We start from the raw sequence: 17532 nt of genomic DNA, 5'->3' as shown, positions 1-17532 counted from the left end.
ACGGGCTTCCCGACGCCGTGCCACCCGTGCTCTCGCAACGGCCGCCCTGATCTCCACGAACCGCACGAGCTGCCGCCGGAGGAACGCAGGTGCCCCAGATCGACACCCGACTCATACAGACCGCGGTCATGGGCGGCAAGGACGGCGATCGCCCCGTCATCCTCCCCGAGGAGGCACACAACCTCGACGAGTTCCGCCGTCAGTACGGCCAGACGAACTTCTGGTGTGGCACGCTCCTGGGCGGCTGCGGCGAGAAGCTGATGACCAAGAGGTACGAGACCAAGGTCTGCCACTTCGCCCACCATCCGGACCGGTACGGCACCAACGCCGAGTGCCACAGGACCTCCGAGGGTGCCGACGGTGCCGATCACCTGTTCATCAAGCAGCACGTGAAGGACTGGCTCACCGGACAGGGCCACGCCGCCGAAGCATCACTCCGCACCCTCGGTACGGGACCTGGCGATGCCGTCGACTTCTGGCTGCGGGCCACGGCGCAACACCTGCGCTTCGAGCTCCGGCCCGAGGACTACCGAAGCTGGCGGAAGGCCGCTGAGAGCCTGGGTGCCCGCGAAGGACATGTGGAGTGGGTCTTCGGACCGGAGAACACGATCACCCACGACATGGTCGCGCGCCAGGAATACGCGCTGCGGGTTCGGTGTGAGACAGAGGGCACCGACCGGCGGGTTCTCATAGGAACCATCACCGCGGACCGGCCGGTCGTGTGGGATCCTCTCGCCACGTGCCGGATGACCAGGGATGGCATTGTGACCCCGGCCCTGGAGAATCTGCGTTCCGCCGGAAAGATACGCGTCGGCGGTATGCGCAACGCCCCGCTCCCCACGAGTCTCCCCATGACCGGAGCTCAAATCGTTTTCGCTGTCGACGGCGAGGCAGCGGAACCGACGGATTCACCGTTCGAGGAGAAGGGCCGCCGTCTCTACGTCGGTTACTTGAAGCCCACCGCAAAACGGATCATCCGAGGGCTGCTCTCGCTTCCCGCCGACACGCCGCCTCCCTCCGACGACTTCGTCTACCAACTCTCCGGTGCCGTGCGCCTCCTGCTCACCGACCCCATCGGAACCGCGCAGGCCTACTGGGCGATCCGAGCCGACGTGGTAACGCAACTAAACGGCCTGGACGCGGAGCGCACCGGATTGTGGCGCCCGAGCGTCGCGCTCGACGCGCCCGTCTCTGCACCCGCCCCCGCGCAGCGGCAAGCCAGCGAGAGGAGGCCCCCTGCCCTCTCCGCACCGCAAGTAAGAGGTGTACGTAGTCGGCAGGCGACGGCTCTCCGTAAGGGGTTAGTCATGGTCGCACGCAGGGGCGGTACGACCACGTGGCAACAACTCGCCCAACGGATCGACCCTGGGCTGCGTCATCTCTCTGACAACTCACTGCGCAATCTGCTCGTAGAAGCAGATCACCCGGTGAGTGAGAACGCGGTGCCCTTGAGCGTACTGGTCTTGGCACCCGGGGGACAGAAAAAGTTGCCTTACCTGGGTGCCGTTCTACGGGACCTCGGTATCGATGCCCCTGTGTCTGAAGCCGAGCTTCAGCGATGGAGTACGGAAGCGATCCGCCGAATCCATGCCTCCTACGAGCAACGCAACACCTCGCCCCTGAACGCGGAATCTCCCCCCGACTCCCCCATGATCACGCGCCCGCCGAATGAAGCCAATCGGGAAGACGCGAACCAGAAGATGCGGCTCCTGCGCGAGAAGATCGAGGAGGTGCGCCAAATCGCAGCTCGTGGGGAAGGAGATCGGACCGCACGCCTCACCACTTCCCTCAAAGCGGGGGCGACTCATCTCCATCACTACACCGACGCCTGCAAGGACGCCCACGCACTCCGCCGATGGCGCGAGACCAGCAGGCAGTTGCTGCGCAACCTTGAAGACTTGGTCGGCCAAGTCCCTGAGCTTCAGGCTTCAGCTGTTCATCCTCCTACTCCCTCACCGCCTGCCGCCCCTCACCCACCGGAGCGGCCCGAGTCTCCTCCGACCGAACATCTCGAGGCAGGGCACAGCACCGATCAGGCAGCATCACTCCTGCCACGAATGAGCGAATCCTTCATCGCAGCCAAGGCGTCCGGGGACGTCACCTCTGTACGCCGCTTCGAGCGGGAGGCGATTGCTCTCGCCGGCAGCAAGGCGTCCGCGCAGACGAAACTGCGGGCACGAGCCCTGAGCGACGAGATGCGCACCTGGATCAAGGCACGGGAGTCCGAGGAAGCGCTCGAATCCATGCGCACAGTCTTCGAGACCTTGCCCTCCCCCGGCGATCCCAGAGAAGCGGAGCGGCTCCGGAGCGCCCTGGAGCATGTGAACGCCCTTCGCCGGCTGTGTTCCGAAGCGCTGACACAGGACCTATCAGACAGCTTCAGCGATCTCGAACATCGCTTGCACGCTGCGCAGACGGCTGCGGAGCAATCGGCCCGACCTGCCCCTGCGAGGGTAAAAGCGGAGAGGTTGAAGGACAACGGCAGCGATCAGACTGCGGCACTCGCCGATTTCATCTGGCTGGTCAGCGAGATCGAGGCAGCGCGGGAGGCAGACGACCTCGAGTCGGTCGAAGCCGCGCGCAGACTCGCTGGCCCGCTATACGCACGCCAACTCGCTCCGGAGGACCGGGAGCGGTTCACACCGTTCATGCGAGAAGTCAAAGCTTGGTGCGGCGCACACCGGTCACGCCCCGAAACCGTGCCCGTGCTGAAGGCGATCAGGCAGTTGTTCACGAAATTGGACATGACCCGTAGCACGGCGACGGTGTCGGAGATCGGGCTCGTACTCGACACGGTGCGAGAACTGCGGCACAAGATGGACGCACCCCTACCCTCAGCGGATGAAAAGCGCCTCGTGGGTTGGGAAGCGCGCCTGCGGCAGCGATCGCTCAGAGAGAGAACTACGGCCCGTCGTGAAGCCGCGCCGGACCGTACGGCCAGGCGGCGTCCCGGCGCCGCCGCTGAAACCGCCGCTGGCCAGGCCTCATCGCGGCCAGAACGATTGGCTCTCACGGCGGTCGAGCGGCTGGCCGCTCCGGCCCGCGAGGTCCTGATGGACGCCGCTCGCACGGGGGGTGCAGTTCTGACCTGGGGGGACCTGCGAGCGCGGCTGAAGGAGCCGCTGCCCCATCTGCACCCCGATGACCAGGGTGAACTCCTTGTCGCGGTCGACCGGGACACGCCACAGGATGAGCCGTTGCTGACCACGCTGATGGCGAGTGCGGACATCTCGCAGCACTGGCTGTATCCGCACGTCCGGTTCAGCCTCCACCGTCCGCGGATTCCCGAAGAGGAGCTGGCGGCCCACTGGGCGCGGGAGGTCCTGAAACTCCGACAGATCTGGCGGCATCGGTAGGCCGGGGCCGGGGTGTTCCCCTCTCAGGCACGGGAACGGACTTGGCTCCAGGGCGGCCCGATGCTGCATGTCGTCCTGAACGCCAGTTCGTTCCGGCGGCCGTCTCCCACGGGGGCGGCCCGCGTGTCGGGCCAGGTTTCAGCCGACAAATAGGAACGCCCGGGGATGCCTCGGCACACACGTTCACAGCGGTGATCACGCGCGGGCTGGACTACCGGAAGGTGTTCCAGGAGTTCCGGCCCGGCTTCGATCTCAACGACGAGCGCGAGACGCGCGCCGCGGCAGGGCAACCCGAGTACCCCGACGTCCGCGACAGCCTCGCCGCCCTGCGCGCGGACGGGCTGTGGCTGGGCATCGCCGGGAACCAGACCGTGCGCGTCGATATAGCGAGTACATCGTCGGTGCCCGGGTGGAACGACCCGCCGGTCTCCTCCGTGGCCGAGCGGCCGGCGGCGATCCAAGGCGCGGAAGACGGCTGAGTTCGCCAGGGCTCAGGCGTAACGATGCTGGGCAGGACTTTGCTCGACGCCTGGGCGAAGCATGTGAACCGCATCGAACTAGAAATATGAGACCCCCGCTTACCACAAAAGCACGGTACGCCCAAACCGCGACTCGTCAGGGACTCTTGCAGTCGGTCGATTCGACAGACAGGTGCGCACCATGGACGAGAGCAAGAACTGCATGCCCGAAATGGCATTCCTCACGTTGCACAAGGCGGCGGTCTATCTCGGCATCTCTCCCAACACCCTTTACGTTTGGCGCCATCGCCGACAAGGGCCGCCCAGCTTCCAGATGGGCCGACGCGTGATGTACAGGATCTCCGCGCTTGACGAGTGGGTGCACCGGCAGGAAAGGGCGGACTCTCGATCGAATCCTGCCTTGAATCCACTGAACCGCAAGCCGCTGCGTCGCACATCATGACGTCCACGGCAGCACAGAGCATCGACTCCAAACCGACATCAATTCCGGCTGCCACAGCGGGATATGACCTGTCGCGAAGAAGCGTTCCCAACACCGTCAAGCACCCGGAACGCATCATTCGCACAGGTAGGAGGCCCTCATGGCGGGCTACATCGAGGATCGTTGGCTCAAAAAGAGGCCGGACAAGGCGACCGGCAAGCGAGAGCGTACTTCCATTTGGGGGAAGGGGAAGCGGTACCGAGTCAAGGGCATTCCTGGTATCCAGGACAGGTCCTTCGACACCAGCGAGGACGCCAAGCGCTGGCTCGCTGAGGCTCAGACGGACTCCAGCAGGGGCGAATTCGTCGACCCGCGGAATGGTGCCATCTTGCTCACCGATTACATCGTCGACCACTGGTGGCCCAGTCGAACGGATGAGCCGTCAACTGCGGGCCCCATGCGGAGCCGGATCTGGAACCACCTGATTCCCCTGCTCGGTTCGTATCCTCTGCGTGAGATCGACGCCTCGGCCCTTCGCCGGTTCAGGGCCGACTTGCTCTCTCGAGTCGAGGAGTCTTCCGCCGAGATCATATGGATACACCTCACCACCATCCTGAACGCCGCTGTTGATGACAAGCGCCTGCTGAAGAGTCCCATCGCTGCCCATCGATCGATCAAACGGCCCAAGCCGGTCGACAAGAAGGCGAAGGCGTGGTCTCGAACCACAGTCGACGCGGTGCGGGAGGGTCTACAGGAGCGGTACCGGATCGCCGTGGACCTCGGGCTCGCACTCGGAGTTCGCCAAGGCGAGGCGCTCGGCCTCGCGGAAGAGGACTTCGACTTCAGGGCGGAGGTGGTCCACATACGGCGCCAGCTCCGCTGGGACGGGAAAGGGCGGCCGTACTTCTGCCTCCCCAAGGGCCGAAAGACCCGTGATGTTCCCCTTCCGCCGAACCTCGCCCGCCGCGTTCGGCTCCACTTCCAGCTCTTCCCGCCGGTCGAGTGCACCCTGCCGTGGCGTAATCCTGAGACGCCGACGACCGAGTTGGAAGAGCGTCAGCGCAAGCCGATCACCCTGCGACTCGTGCTGAGCACCTCCCACGGGCTTCGGATCAATCCCGGGACGTGGAACGAGCGCAGCTGGAAGCCCGCTCTTGTAGCCGCAGGGGTTCTGCGCAAGGTCGGCGAGAAGGCGGAGAGTTACGGTTCCCGCATCCGCCTCCACCCCGTCTACGAGCGCTCACGGCCGGACATGTTCCACGTCCTGCGCCATACCTTCGCGAGTGTGCAGTTGGAGGCCGGCGAGTCCATCGTGAGCGTGGCGACCTGGTTGGGGCACTCCTCCCCGAAGGTCACGCTCGACTACTACGCTCACTTCATGCCTGGCGCAGGCAAGCGCGGACTGGCCGCGATGGATACGTGGCTCGTGTGATGCGGGATCGAAAGTCCCCGAGAAGTCCCTGGCGCCGTCAAAGCCGCCACACAACCGACGAAACAGCAGGTCACAGGGCTACGCGCAACGCCGACCAGTTGTACGCGGAGTACAAGGAGCCCCTGTACGCCGCTCCCCCGCTGCTCCAGCGCATGGTCGACGCGGGCCGCCTCGGCCGCAAGACGGGGTCGGGCTTCTACCCGTACGACTGACCGCCCGCCCCGGGCCCGGCGCTCACGCCGCCGGGCCCGCAGGGGCGCGTCACCCGAGGTCAGGCAGTCAGATCATGGACGGTGCCTCCGTACCGCTGGCAGACTCTCCCTTTTCGTCAGCAATTGCCCATACTCCGTCGACCAGACACAGTGCCCTGCAGGCGTCTTTACGACTTTCCAATTTCTGCAGCAGCTCGTAGCCGAGACAGAGAATCACTTCATGGCCTTCGTAAGATTCGAGGTTGAGCACTGCCGCCTCCAACTGGCCAATTTCTCTGGTGAGCACGGGGACGGCGTCCGAGCCTCGGGTGACGCTCAAGCCAATGCGTGCGTAGAAGGACGCGATGAGAGCAGACCCGCTGGCCTCCGCAACCCATCCCTCATCAACGTCTCCACGAGTCAACTCGGATATCTGCGCTCCGGCATGCCGCAGAACCTCTATCAGGTGTTTTGCCTCACTGACGCTGATCGATAGCGCCGAGGTTGGCGGTTCTTCCGCCTGGGCCGGCTTGTCACGGCGAGATCTTCGCATTCCTGTGCTCCGGAGTGAAGCGCGACTTGTCTGTTCGCTCACATACAGCGGGGCAGCGTGACGCAAGCCGCCACACCACCCCGCCCTTCCTGATACCGCGTGCGTACTACGCTAGACCCACGTCTTGCCTGCGGCATTGGACTTCAATTTGTGCTTCTTGACCGCGTCCTTGCACAGACGGCAAGCAGTCTTTTTTGCGTTCCCGTACGTCCAAGCCGTGATCTTGGCGCCTTTGCTTCGTCCGATTTTGTTGTTGTACTGGTCTGCTTTGGAATCCCGCTTGGCCGCCTTGGAACTGCCTGCCTTCCTCTCATGGGCGTTGCCCAGCGCCTTGGCCAAGGAAGACCCGACCGCCCAGGTCAGCATTGCCTGCCAGATGCAGTGGCGGTAGGCGTTCTGCTTCGCCTTGTTCGAGTACCTCTTCTTCGCTTCGCCGAGAGCCCAGTGCGTGATGTAGACCATGTCCGCGCACCAGAGCAGGAACAGGGCACAGATGGCGGCCTCGGGAACGAGACCGTTGACGCTGTAGTTCCCGCTGATGTCGTAGCAGTTCACCGGGTCGGCGAAGCAGTAGTCATAGGAACTGGCGTTTCCTCCGACGATGCGGTCGACGGAAAGGAAACGTCCGGTGCTCGCGTCGTAGAGTCGGACGCCCATGAGCGTGACCGCGCTGGGCGTCTCCGAGGACCGCTGCTCCCCACCGAGCCAGCCGTAGCGGGCTTCGTCCGTGCCGGGGAGAAGGTTGCCGTATTCGTCGTAGGAGTTGACGACCGGAGTCGTGGCGTCCACCAGGGGGATCTGAGTGGCTACGTCGCCGTGCAGATTGGTGAGCTGGAGGACCACGTCTCCGGCGGCACTTGTGGTGGCGATCAGGCCGCCGGTCAGATCCGACAGATTCCGGGAGATCCGGCCGTCACCCTCGTCGGTCCACGCGGGGCTGTCTCCGTCGGCCCCGTAGTGGTTGCGGACACTCGCCGAGGCGGCCCAGGCGCCGCTGTCGTCCTGGTTCTCGGTCGTGTACGCGGCGAGCCGGCCGGCTCCGTCCAGGTTCCAGGTGGTGCGTTTGCCCCGCGCCGTGATCTGGCGGACCAGGTCGTTGGCGTAGTAGGCGTTCTGAGCGCCGTCGGCCTGAGAGGTGGTCCGGCCGAAGGCGTCGTAGACGGTTCCGGTGGAGATCAGCCGGTCGGCGCTGTCATACGACGAGTTGACCGTCGTGGTGGTGGGGTCACCACCGTCCACGTCATCGATGGTGGTCGCCAAGGACGTGCGGTTGGTGTTGTCGTCGAACCCGTAGGCGCGGTGGGTGGTGACGCCGGTCTGGGTGTCGTCGGCCTTGGTGAGCCGACCGGCCGCGTCATAGGTGTACGCCTGGTAGGCGCCGCCGCCGGTGTAGGTGGTGCGGGAGACGACCTGGCCGTGGATGTTCTCGCTGATCGACTCGCCCTGTACGGTCCAGCCGGATTCCCAGTGCCAGTAGCGCGACGTCTCGCTGCCCGTGGGGTCGAGGTTGAACTCGACATCCATGTTCCACGGCAGCTTCTGCTGGTAGAGGCGGCCGTCGGAGTCGTAGGAGCCCGTGACATCGCCGATGGTGCCCATGACGGAGTCGTGTATCCGGGTCGGCAGACCGGTGAGGCTCTCGTAGTCGTAGGTGATCTCCGAGGGGGCTGAGTCGGAGCGCCTGGTGACCCTGTCACGGATGTCGTACCCGGTGCGTGTCACATTGCCCGCGCCGTCGTCGTACGAGATTTCCCGGCCGAGCTTGTCGGCGACATGGCGGACCGTTGTTGTTCCGTCGGACATGGTGGCCACCTGTCCGTTCGACGCGTCGAACGTGATGGTCTGCGTCGGTACCGCGGTGCCGCTTCCGCCGCTCACCTGGACCTGCTTGCCGCGGCCGGCGGCGTCGTAGGTGGTGACGGTGGTGCGCGTTACGCCGTTGGCGGTTTCGGAGGTCTTGGTGACGTTGCCCCAGCGGTCGTACTCAAGGGCCTTCGTCGGCAGTTCGTCGGGATTCGTTCCACCGCCAGTGATCTTCCCTGCCGGGCCGTTGGAGCACAGCAGGTCCGCCCACTCCGGACGTCCCGAGCAGGTGCCGGTGCCCGTGGCGGACCAGTACCGGGACACCACCGTTCCGGCATCCGCGCCGTCCGACTCGGGCTGGGAGTTCTTGGTGATGCGCCCCTGCGCGTCGTAGGAGGAGGTACGGGTCAGCTTCAACCCGTCCGGGTCCGTGGCGGTGCTGGTGGGGAGGCCCTTGATCCAGTCGTAAGCGGTGGAGGTGGTGCGGACGTCCCCGTCGGTCGGGTATCCGTCGATGAACGCACCGGTGGTACTGGTGGTCGCCTGGTCCGAGACCTGGGCGGTGCCGTCGGTCGGACGGCCCTCGTCGTACCGGGTGACGGTGTGTTCCCGGGCCGGAACCTGGGTGCCGGCCGGTATGTCAGGGCTGTCGGCATCGCCTTGCAACTGCTTGGTCAGAGTGACCAGGTGCAGCGGTCCCCGCTCCTCCAGCATCCTTCGGCCGTCGGCGGAGTACTGCGCGACCGTGGCCAGCTTGTACGCCCGTTCGGCCGCCGAGTCGGCGAGGATGCCCAGTTCACTCTGCGTGTCGAGCTGGTAGTCCGAGCTGCCGAGGGCGAGTTCCCGGTTGGTGGCTCCCAGTTCGAGGACGACGTTGCCGTACGTGTCGTACTGCGTGGTCGTCAGGTGGCGTCCGGGCAGGCCGGTGTTGACCTGGAGTCCGGAGGCGTTGGTGTAGGTGGTGGTTGCCTTGTCGTAGTCACCTGCGGCGAGGTCATCACCGGTGTGGGAGGCGGGCACCTGGTCGGCTGGGAAGAGGGCGGTGGCGTCCGTGGGCACGTCCGTCTGCCCCCACGTCCGGGCGTCGGCCGCGGTCACCTGGTTGGGTGCCGTGGAGCCGGAGAGCGGGACGTCGTAGACGAGGGAGACCGCCGCCTTGCCGCCGTCGGTCTCGTCCCCGCTGCCGGGCTTCAGGGTGGGCCGTGAGACGGACAGCAGCATGCCGTCGCCGGCCACCGAGCTTGCGCCGGCCTTGCCGTATGCGAAGGTCCACGGCAGCTCGCCCGGCGGCGTCTGGGTGACCACACGGCCCGCGCTGTCGTAGGTGTGGGCCGTCTTCAACGCCGGGGAGACCCGTGGGTCCCACTGCTCACGCAGCCGACCCGAGGCATCGTAGGCGTATGTGGACACCACGGTGGCTGTGGCGTTGGCCGCGCCGGGATCGGTGGACCACAGGCGGATACGTGAGACTTGACCGGCGTAGTCACCCAGTGTGCTGCCGGTTGCCGTGGTGGCGGTGGCGTACTGGTACTCCAGGATCCTGCAGCCCTTGGTGGAAGGGGTGTTCGCACAGGTGTTGTTGGCAACCGCCGAGGTGGGGGCGATCGCGTACTTCGGGCGCGACAGGACCTTGCCGCCCACAGTGACCTTCTCGGCGACCAGCGACGTGGTCGAGTTCTCCGTGGAGAGTGAGGTCTGCGTGAGCTGCCAGGTCGTCGCAGACGCGTCGATCTTGGCGAACCGGGAAGTCGTGCCTTCGGTGTCCTTCAGGGTGAAGGCGGTGGCCAGGCTGCCGGTCAGGGTCAGTGTCTCGGCGCCCTCTTCGGGTTTCCATCCACCGCCACTCAGCGCGGTGAACCCGGTCTCTCCGCCCTCGATGTCCACCAGCGCGACAGAAGTGCTCGACGTCTGGCGTATGTAGAGCGCCTCGGAGTCGGACAGTTCCGCCGCAGTGCCCGCGGTCCACTGCGGCCCGAAGATGGCGGCCTGTCCCTCTTGCTGCGCGCCGTCCCCAGGGCGGCGGGACGAGGCGGTGCGGCTCGCCGTCAGACCGAAAGCCGAGGCGTCGGTCGCGGACAGCACATGGTCGCCGGTCAGCATGTTCACGTCTCCCGGACCGGCGGCCTGCGTCGGTGCGGCGCCCGCGTTGCGGTCGACCGTGAGAGAGGTGGGCGGGGAGGCATCGGTACTGGAGCCGTCGGTGAAGACCGCTCGGAGCTCTATCGCGCCGTCCTCGTCGAGGCTGTCGGTGATGTTCCACACCAGTGCCTCCGGCAGACCGCTGGTGACCGGCGACGGCCAGGCGGTGAGGGCGGTGTTGTCCGACTTCCGGCGTACGTCGGCGACCGGGACGTCTTTCCAGGTGTCCGTCTCGCCGCGCCGGTACTGGTAGCGCACTCCCGTGTCAGCGGTCTTGCCCTGGCCGGTCAGTACGGTCCGCCGCGCCGGGCGGTCCCCCTGGGCCGGCGTGAGCAGCGCCGCGCCCGAGCCCGCGTAGAACGTGAAGGTGGTCGTGCTGGAAGTGTTGCCGGCAGCGTCCTTCGTTCGGGCGGTCAGGGTGTGTCTGCCCGCGCGGAAGACGGGCTCGGCCGTCACTGCCGCGCCGGTGGCGGCGATCGACTGCCACGCCCCGCCGTCCAGTTGCCACTGGACTTCCTTGACGTCGGTCGAGGGCGGGGTGAGGGTGAAGCCGCCGCTGAAGTCGCCGCTGCCGTCCGGGCTGCCGGACCACTGGCCCGCCGGGTAGTCGTCGGAGGAAACCGTGGTCACCGCAGGGGCGGTGGTGTCCACTGTCAGGGTACGGAATGCCGACCAGGCACTGGTGGTGGAACCGTCACCGGCCCGTACCCGCCATTTGTAGGAGCCGGCCGCGAGGGCTGTGGGCGTCCAGTTGGCCTGGGCTCCGGAGGCGACCGCGGCGCTGCTGCCGGAGCGCAACGCGGACGTGCCGGTGGGGGCCCACACCTCGTAGTTGAGAGTGACTTGCGAGCCGTCGCCGTCCAGGGCTTTGGCCGACAACGTCGGGGTGGTGTCGTTGGTGGCCGCGGCGCTGAGCGGGGAGATGAGCGTGGGTACGCCGGGCACCGAGTTGTACGTGACTGACAGGTAGGGAGTGTTGCTGGACGCGTTGCCCGAGTAGAAGCGCTTCCAGCCGTAGGGGTCGGACTCGTCCGTAGCGCGCAGGCCCAGGTGATTGGTGCCGTTGCCGTTGGTCGCCCACGACTTGGCCAGACCGGTCACGTCGGCACTGACCCAGCCGTCGGTGCAAGCGCTCGAGTATCCCTTGGTCTGGGTACTGGTGGCGTACCGTGTCCCCGAGGTCGGCTGGTCCGTCCAGCGTGAGGAAGTGCTCGCAGCGCCGGAGGACCAGACTTCCCAGCTCTTCGCGGTGCAGGACCAGGAGTGGTAGGCGAACAGGTTCAGCTTGGCCGCCGTGACCTGCTTGCCCGTGATGTTCTTCATCGGGAAGGACAGAAACGAGCGTGCGATCTGTGAGGAGCCGTTGTTGCCGAGCTTGAGGTCCGTCGAGGCCGACTGGTCGGTGGTGTACCCCTCCTGGACGAAGGTGTCGAAACTGGTTCCGACGTTGACTGCCGGGTCGATCGTCACCGGGAACTTCGTCGAGTCGTCGGCCAGGAACTTCGCGTCGGGCGTCAGAGTGAGGGTGACGGTGTCGCCGTCCTGGGCAACCTTCACATCCACCTCGGCGGTGCGCTCGTGCTCACCGGACCTGGCGTCCACATGTGCGTCCCACATGACCGGCGCGGGCAGGAACCCCACGGACTTGCCCTTGGCATCGCCGAAGGAGACCGAACCGTCCTTGTTCGCCTTGGCCTTCAGGTTCTTGGCCGTCAGGCTGTACGCGATCGCCCCGCCGGCGTCGACGGCGCCGCGGTCCTTCAGTTCGAGGAACTGCTCGTAGCCGGTGCGGGTCGACTCGATCAGGAGGTCTGCCGAGGGCAGCGCTTCACGGTAGCGGGCGACGTTGTTCTCCTCGCCCTCGATCTGCGGGGCGGGGAGGGTTCCGTACCAGCCCAGCTGCATCTGCTGCCCTGTCCGGCCCTTCAGCGTCACCAGGGGGACACCGGCAGAGCCGGTTGTCTCGCCGACCTCCTTCAGGCCCTTGGGAGCCTTGGACTTGCCCGCCAGGCGCAGTCCTTGCGGGTGTTGCCGGGCACCGACCGAGCCGTCCGACAGGTTCCGCAGCGAGACGTCGACGTCCTGCCAGCGGCCCTGGTCATCCTTGAAGCGGATCGGACCGGCGTACGCCTGCTCGGTCACCGAGCCGTCCGGGTTCACATAGACCGTCGATGTCTCGGTCCGGGCGTCCAGAGCCTCGATGCGGCGGTTCTGTATCTTCGCCTTCAGCCGGGCGGCGGCAACCGAGTCCGCTGTCGCCGCTCCGAGATCCTTCGCCTGTTCCACTTGGTCGGCAGCCGGGGCTTCACGGCCCACAGCCGCCGCCATGGTGGCTTCTCCAGCGATCGCGACGGTCTCGAACGCCATCGCCAGGGCTATCACTGTCGCCACCGAGCGCAGACGTCTTCGCTGAGGTGTGGGAAGGAAGGGCTGCACGGACGGACTGTCCGGTCGGCGCCCCGGTCTAAGGAACGTGGCTATCAAGCTCACTCCTTGCAACTGTGCGGGTTCCTCCCGCGAGCAGCATTGATCTTCACACGATGCCTACAACTGGCAGCTGTTGCGAGCAGAAGTGATCATTTACCGGTCAAAGATTGGCGGATATCCGTAAGCATGGTTGCGGAGCGCGCGAGGCTCGGACGCCGGGTCCGCGGTGCGGCCAGGCGACCACGAAACCTGGCCGCTCCCGACGCCCCCACCGAAGGTGATGATGCAGTGCAGACGGACACGTGCTGGGGCTGACGCCGTTGGCGAAGTGCCTGGTTGCAGGACGGGGCGGGAGCTGCCCTCGAAGGGGCCGGCATCCCTGCCGCTGCTCAGCGACGAACTGTCCACCGCGCTGGAACGAGAACCGGCCAAGGGACCCGTGGCACATGGCCGGCCGGACCAGACCTGGACCCTCTCGCGGATCAGGACGCTGATCGGGCGTCGGGTTCCACAAGAGCTACACCGTGCAAGGGGGAGCCGCCTGTTCGAGCGGCACGGCTGGACCTGCCAGGACGCCCAGCCCGACGGACGCAAGAGGTTCTCCTGGAAGGGCCACCGCGACCCAATCCAGACAGCGCACCGGCAGCTCGGTGGCCCGATCGTACTGGTCCGGGACGACCCGAACACCCACCTCACCGCCGGAATGCGCCGCTACATCGCCGAACGGGACCGGCTCACCGGGCACCGGGCACCGGGCTGCCCGAACCATCATGACGACATCACGTATGCAAGGTCAGGAGCAGTCGGTCGCAGATCCGTCGGCCGAGGAAGTGACGGACACTCGGTACCCGACTCCGGTGCTGAACTCGGGTCCGACCTCGCTTTCTTCCGCGTCAAGGATCTCTTTGGTCAGAAAGTAGACTTCCAGCATTGCGGCGTTGCCCGTTTCACCACGGGTGAAGCACAGGTTCGCGGCTTGCCCCTCCGATGATCGCCGGGTGGCGGGAGAAGGCGTCCAGCCGCCTTGCTCCGCTGCGGCTCGATAGTGTCGCGCCACGTCTTCCCTGGCGCCAGGGAAGACGTAGGTGCGTTCGGCGAACAGTTGCACATCACCGCTGTCTTCCCAGCAGCCGGCATCCAGGCCCTTGAAGCCTGTGGGTTCAAGGGCCCCCTTGGGCCGGGAGTCGAGGATGCCATGAGTCTTGAGCTCGTCGACCCGGCTCTCAGTACTCTCACAGCCCGAGGCGGAAGCGGCGTCGGCCAAGGACTGGCATCCGGTGAGTGCTCCCGTTGCCCATAGGCTCAACACCAGGGCAATGACATGCCGTCCGACTCCCTTGCGAGGCGTCAAGTCAACTCCCGAGGTCGGCCGTTGAGAGCAGTCGGTTACATCGTTCAAAAGCCGATATACGCGGTCAGTCACACCGGCACCAGATAGGTCGGATACGTCAAAAACATTGCGTCACCCACCAGTTGAGCACATGGTACGTCGCCTCGGAGCCCCCTTCACACATCCAGCTGATGAAGTCGGACGGCCTTCGTCTCTCTCGCACGGGTTCTCCCGGCCCGCTCGCTGATGCACCGTAGAAAGGGACGAGCGCGCGGAACCCGCTCCTCGGCAACGCCGCGCTCGCCCTGCTTCGACATCCGGCCGAGCTGGGTTCCCGGGGCCGTCCGGCGAGCGCGGGCGGCAGGATCACCGTGGAGGAGCGCGACGAGACCCTCGCCCGCCTCAGCTTCACCACCGACCTCGGAGAGTTCGCCGACCGCGATCTCGTGATCGAGGCCGTCGTGGAGAACGAGCAGGTCAAGACCGCGATCTTCCAGGTCCTCGACCAGGTGGTGACACGGCATCCACGCCCAGGACCGTTCAGGCCTCTACCCGGACGACTGACCGGCCATCCGCGGGCCCGGCGCTCACACCGCCGGGCTACGACCTCCGGCACACGCCTTGCGGCAAGCTCGAACCAGGGCGAGCCCTTGCGCGTCGGGGCCGCCCGCGATCCTGGCTCGCCGCTCGCCGCGCGGCCATCGCCCTGGCCAGAACGCCGGGCATGCGGCACCACTGGGTGTCGTGGCGCCGCATGCCGTCGAGGAGGCCGGTCAGCGCTGCTCTCGGGCGGCCTCCGGTGCCCCACTCCAGGTAGGAGCGCAGCACCACCTCGGTGTCACTTCTGGTCCGGAACCGGTGACCCAGCGGGACCAGTTCCTCTCGGATCCCCTTGAAGTTGCAGACCTCGCCGCTGTAGCTGAGGACCACGAGGGGATCGCCGTCCGGCCCTCGGCAGGCCATGGTGGCAGTCATGGCCTGCGCGGCGGCACCTTCTCCCGTCAGATCACGGCCGAAGTCCACCCATCCAGCGATCCCACACATGGACATGCTTTTCATCGAAGGATGCATGGCATTGCGGTTCGTGGCTCAGTCGGTACTGGTCTCCGCCGGAGCCTCCGACTGCCTCTTGGTCAGCCGGTGCCCCAACTCGGAGAGTGCGAGGGCCAGTACGGCCAGACCCGCACCGATGAGACTGATCTTGTCGGCCCCGATGGCACCGATACCCACCGCGCCGATGACTCCGGAGAAGGCGATGGCCAGGTAGAGGAAGGCCGCGTTGAGCGAGATCAGCAAGGGAGCCGACTCCGGCTTCAGGCCGATCAGGCGGGACTGCTGGGGCGCGGTGACGGCCCACGCCGCGATGCCGTAGACGACCATGATCACGATCGCCGTGGCGAATGAGTCGGTGGCCAGGGGGAGCACCACGAGGCTGACCGCGAGCAGCGCGATGGCGCCGCCCACCACCAGCCGGGCACCGACCCGGTCGGCCAGCGCTCCGGCGCAGAAGTTGCCCACGGTCCCGGTCAGGCCGAAGGCGAACATGAGAACGGCCAGGCGCGTGCCGCTCCCGTCGGTGGCGTCGTGGAACACCTCGGCCATGTACGTATAGACGATGTAGGCGGCGGTGAAGGCGACCAGGGTCGTCGCGAGAACTGCTGCCACCCGGCGGTCTCCGAGTGGCGCGAGGCGCTGGCGAATCCCGCCGGGCGCCGAGACCGTGACGCGGGGCACCAGGGCCAGGACGCCCACGAGGCCGAGGCCGGTCAGTACCGCGATGAACCACATGGTCGACCGCCAGCCCAGGGCGCTGCCGACCACGGTCCCGATCGGAGCCCCCAGCGCGGTGGCCGCGGTCAGTCCTGTGGTCACGGTGGCGATGGCCCGGCCTCTGCGTTCGGGGCCGACGAGGGCGGCGGCCGTGACCGTGGCCGCCGGAATGTACAGCGCCGCGCCTGCCGCAGCGACCGCCTGTGCCACGAGGACGACAGCGAACGTCGGGGCCAGGCCCGTACAGACGATGCCCAGCAGATAGAGCGCGAAGGCGAGCTTGATCACCCCGTGGCGGGGCCGAGCGGCGGTCAGGGTGCTCAAGGTGGGTGACATCAGCGCGCACGTCAGCGCGAACACCGTAACCACCTGACCGGCCGTGGTGACAGGGACGTCGAGCGACTGACTGAACTCGGGCAGCACGCCGGCCAGCACGAACTCGTCCGTGCCGATCGCGAACGTGCCGAATCCGAGTATGACGACGCCTCGCCAGGCCGCCTTGGGCGACACCGCGTCAGTCGAGGCGGCCCGGTCGGGCGCGTCGGCTGATAACGCCCTCTTGCCGGGTGCGGACGGACGAGACATGAACTCCCCCATGTTGGTACCGATCGGTTCCGTTTTTCATGGTACCGATCGGTACCGTTTGGCGTCAAGATCAGTTACTCTGGAGAAATGCCGACCTGTGCACGTGACCGGTTGCTACAAGCCGCCGAGGACCTCTTCTACGCCGAAGGGATACAAGCCGTCGGCGTGGAACGCCTCCTGGCCACCTCCGGTGTGGGGCGTGCCTCGTTCTACCGGCACTTCGCCGGCAAGGATTCCCTGGTGAGCGCGGTGCTCCGGCGCCGGGACGAACACTGGCGGGCATGGCTGGAGGGCGCCGTGACCGCCCACGGGGGCGGACCACTGGCTGTGTTCGACGCCCTGGCCGAGGGTGCGGACGATCCCGGGTTCCGCGGCTGCGCCTTCATCAACGCCATGGCCGAGACGGCTTCCCCCCACAGCGACGTTTACCGGCTCGCCACGGAGCACAAGAGCAGAGTCGTCGGCTTCCTCAACCATCTGATCGAAGAGGCGGGCCACCCCCGACACCAGGAACTCGCCGAACAGTTCGCGCTTCTCGTGGACGGTGCGATTGTCACAGCGATGCGTGAACAGACCGGCGATCCGGCCCGGCGTGCCCGGAAGATCGCTGAACTACTGCTCGCCTGACGAGTGGTCGACCCGGTATGCCGCCACCCGAGCGGTAGCGGCCTCCCTGGCCCACCCAGACACTGAGGAAGACGACGCAGGGGCGCAACGCCCGGAACCGGCCTGACCGTTGGCGGCCAGAGGGACCACGCACCGCACGGCAACACCTCGCCCGCACCGCTCCCCCGCACGGCGGGAGCCGGCCGGAGGGGGTTCCCTGTTCTCCTCAGCGGCGCGCAGCGGCCTCGGCCGGCAGGGTCGCGTTCTGCTCCTCCAGTTCGGCGAGGCGTGCGCGGATGGGCTGGAGCGCCTCCTCCGGCTCGGCAGAAGGGGCGTACCCGGTGGCCGGATGCTGTTGGCGAATGCCCCTTCGTTCCGCCCCATCGGATTTATCCGGTGGGGCGGAGTGCTGCGAAGTGTGAGGTGCGTGTTGGGGCGAG

At 66.7% G+C, this 17532-nt stretch carries 10 protein-coding genes and 4 pseudogenes; 8 read left to right on the top strand and 6 right to left on the bottom strand.

Annotation, left to right across the window (positions count from 1 at the left end):
• Positions 1 to 89: 89 nt before the first annotated feature.
• The 5 genes and pseudogenes from ABT001_RS29470 to ABT001_RS29450 all read left to right on the top strand — a co-directional run bounded on the left by ABT001_RS29470 (position 90) and on the right by ABT001_RS29450 (position 5900).
• Positions 90 to 3356 (top strand): hypothetical protein, encoded by a 3267-nt coding sequence (locus tag ABT001_RS29470; protein ID WP_351283673.1) that lies wholly within the window; start codon positions 90 to 92, stop codon positions 3354 to 3356.
• Between the two features lie 149 nt (positions 3357 to 3505).
• Positions 3506 to 3733 (top strand): annotated as a pseudogene (locus ABT001_RS29465) (haloacid dehalogenase); the annotation flags it as partial.
• 283 nt (positions 3734 to 4016) lie between these two features.
• A complete protein-coding gene (locus ABT001_RS29460) occupies positions 4017 to 4277 on the top strand; it encodes a helix-turn-helix transcriptional regulator (protein WP_351283670.1) in 261 nt (86 codons plus the stop codon).
• 139 nt (positions 4278 to 4416) lie between these two features.
• Positions 4417 to 5688: a tyrosine-type recombinase/integrase gene (locus ABT001_RS29455; protein ID WP_351283667.1), complete on the top strand. Its 1272-nt coding sequence runs from the start codon at positions 4417 to 4419 to the stop codon at positions 5686 to 5688.
• The gene (locus ABT001_RS29450) at positions 5688 to 5900 is read left to right on the top strand and encodes a 3-hydroxyacyl-CoA dehydrogenase family protein (protein ID WP_351283664.1); all 213 of its coding nucleotides are present in this window, start codon (positions 5688 to 5690) and stop codon (positions 5898 to 5900) included. The genes ABT001_RS29455 and ABT001_RS29450 overlap by 1 nt, the downstream gene beginning before the upstream one ends.
• 67 nt (positions 5901 to 5967) lie before the next feature.
• Here ABT001_RS29450 and ABT001_RS29445 read toward each other — a convergent pair whose 3' ends face one another.
• Entirely contained in the window at positions 5968 to 6432 is a 465-nt protein-coding gene (locus ABT001_RS29445; protein ID WP_351283661.1) for a hypothetical protein, read from the bottom strand.
• Between the two features lie 111 nt (positions 6433 to 6543).
• Positions 6544 to 12765: a DNRLRE domain-containing protein gene (locus ABT001_RS29440; protein ID WP_351283658.1), complete on the bottom strand. Its 6222-nt coding sequence runs from the start codon at positions 12763 to 12765 to the stop codon at positions 6544 to 6546.
• 316 nt (positions 12766 to 13081) lie between these two features.
• Here ABT001_RS29440 and ABT001_RS29435 point away from each other — a divergent pair.
• A pseudogene (locus tag ABT001_RS29435) lies at positions 13082 to 13375 on the top strand (winged helix-turn-helix domain-containing protein); the annotation flags it as partial.
• Positions 13376 to 13594: 219 nt separating this feature from the next.
• On the opposite strand, the gene ABT001_RS29430 reads toward ABT001_RS29435, so the two are convergent.
• A complete protein-coding gene (locus ABT001_RS29430) occupies positions 13595 to 14065 on the bottom strand; it encodes a hypothetical protein (RefSeq protein WP_351283655.1) in 471 nt (156 codons plus the stop codon).
• Between the two features lie 413 nt (positions 14066 to 14478).
• Here ABT001_RS29430 and ABT001_RS29425 point away from each other — a divergent pair.
• A pseudogene (locus tag ABT001_RS29425) lies at positions 14479 to 14652 on the top strand (3-hydroxyacyl-CoA dehydrogenase NAD-binding domain-containing protein); the annotation flags it as partial.
• Between the two features lie 280 nt (positions 14653 to 14932).
• Here the strand turns inward: ABT001_RS29425 and ABT001_RS36145 are convergent.
• Positions 14933 to 15175: pseudogene (locus tag ABT001_RS36145) on the bottom strand (asparagine synthase (glutamine-hydrolyzing)); the annotation flags it as partial.
• A 45-nt stretch (positions 15176 to 15220) separates the two neighbouring features.
• The gene (locus tag ABT001_RS29415) at positions 15221 to 16486 is read right to left on the bottom strand and encodes an MFS transporter (protein ID WP_351283652.1); all 1266 of its coding nucleotides are present in this window, start codon (positions 16484 to 16486) and stop codon (positions 15221 to 15223) included.
• Between the two features lie 87 nt (positions 16487 to 16573).
• On the opposite strand from ABT001_RS29415, the gene ABT001_RS29410 reads away from it, so the two are divergent.
• The gene (locus tag ABT001_RS29410) at positions 16574 to 17113 is read left to right on the top strand and encodes a TetR/AcrR family transcriptional regulator (RefSeq protein WP_351283650.1); all 540 of its coding nucleotides are present in this window, start codon (positions 16574 to 16576) and stop codon (positions 17111 to 17113) included.
• Positions 17114 to 17318: 205 nt separating this feature from the next.
• Here ABT001_RS29410 and ABT001_RS29405 read toward each other — a convergent pair.
• Positions 17319 to 17532: hypothetical protein (locus tag ABT001_RS29405; RefSeq protein ID WP_502967544.1), on the bottom strand; the 214-nt coding region annotated here is incomplete at its 5' end.

The sequence above is a fragment of the Streptomyces sp. NPDC002793 genome, assembly GCF_040295485.1.
Lineage (GTDB): Bacteria > Actinomycetota > Actinomycetes > Streptomycetales > Streptomycetaceae > Streptomyces.
This window is presented reverse-complemented; position numbering and strand designations above follow the sequence as displayed.

Bases quoted from the DNA above. Each gene is read 5' to 3' on its own strand.
- ABT001_RS29460 (WP_351283670.1), top strand. From the start codon at position 4,017: ATGGACGAGAGCAAGAACTGCATGCCCGAAATGGCATTCCTCACGTTG.
- ABT001_RS29455 (WP_351283667.1), top strand. From the start codon at position 4,417: ATGGCGGGCTACATCGAGGATCGTTGGCTCAAAAAGAGGCCGGACAAG.
- ABT001_RS29450 (WP_351283664.1), top strand. From the start codon at position 5,688: ATGCGGGATCGAAAGTCCCCGAGAAGTCCCTGGCGCCGTCAAAGCCGC.
- ABT001_RS29445 (WP_351283661.1), bottom strand. From the start codon at position 6,432: ATGCGAAGATCTCGCCGTGACAAGCCGGCCCAGGCGGAAGAACCGCCA.
- ABT001_RS29415 (WP_351283652.1), bottom strand. From the start codon at position 16,486: ATGTCTCGTCCGTCCGCACCCGGCAAGAGGGCGTTATCAGCCGACGCG.
- ABT001_RS29410 (WP_351283650.1), top strand. From the start codon at position 16,574: ATGCCGACCTGTGCACGTGACCGGTTGCTACAAGCCGCCGAGGACCTC.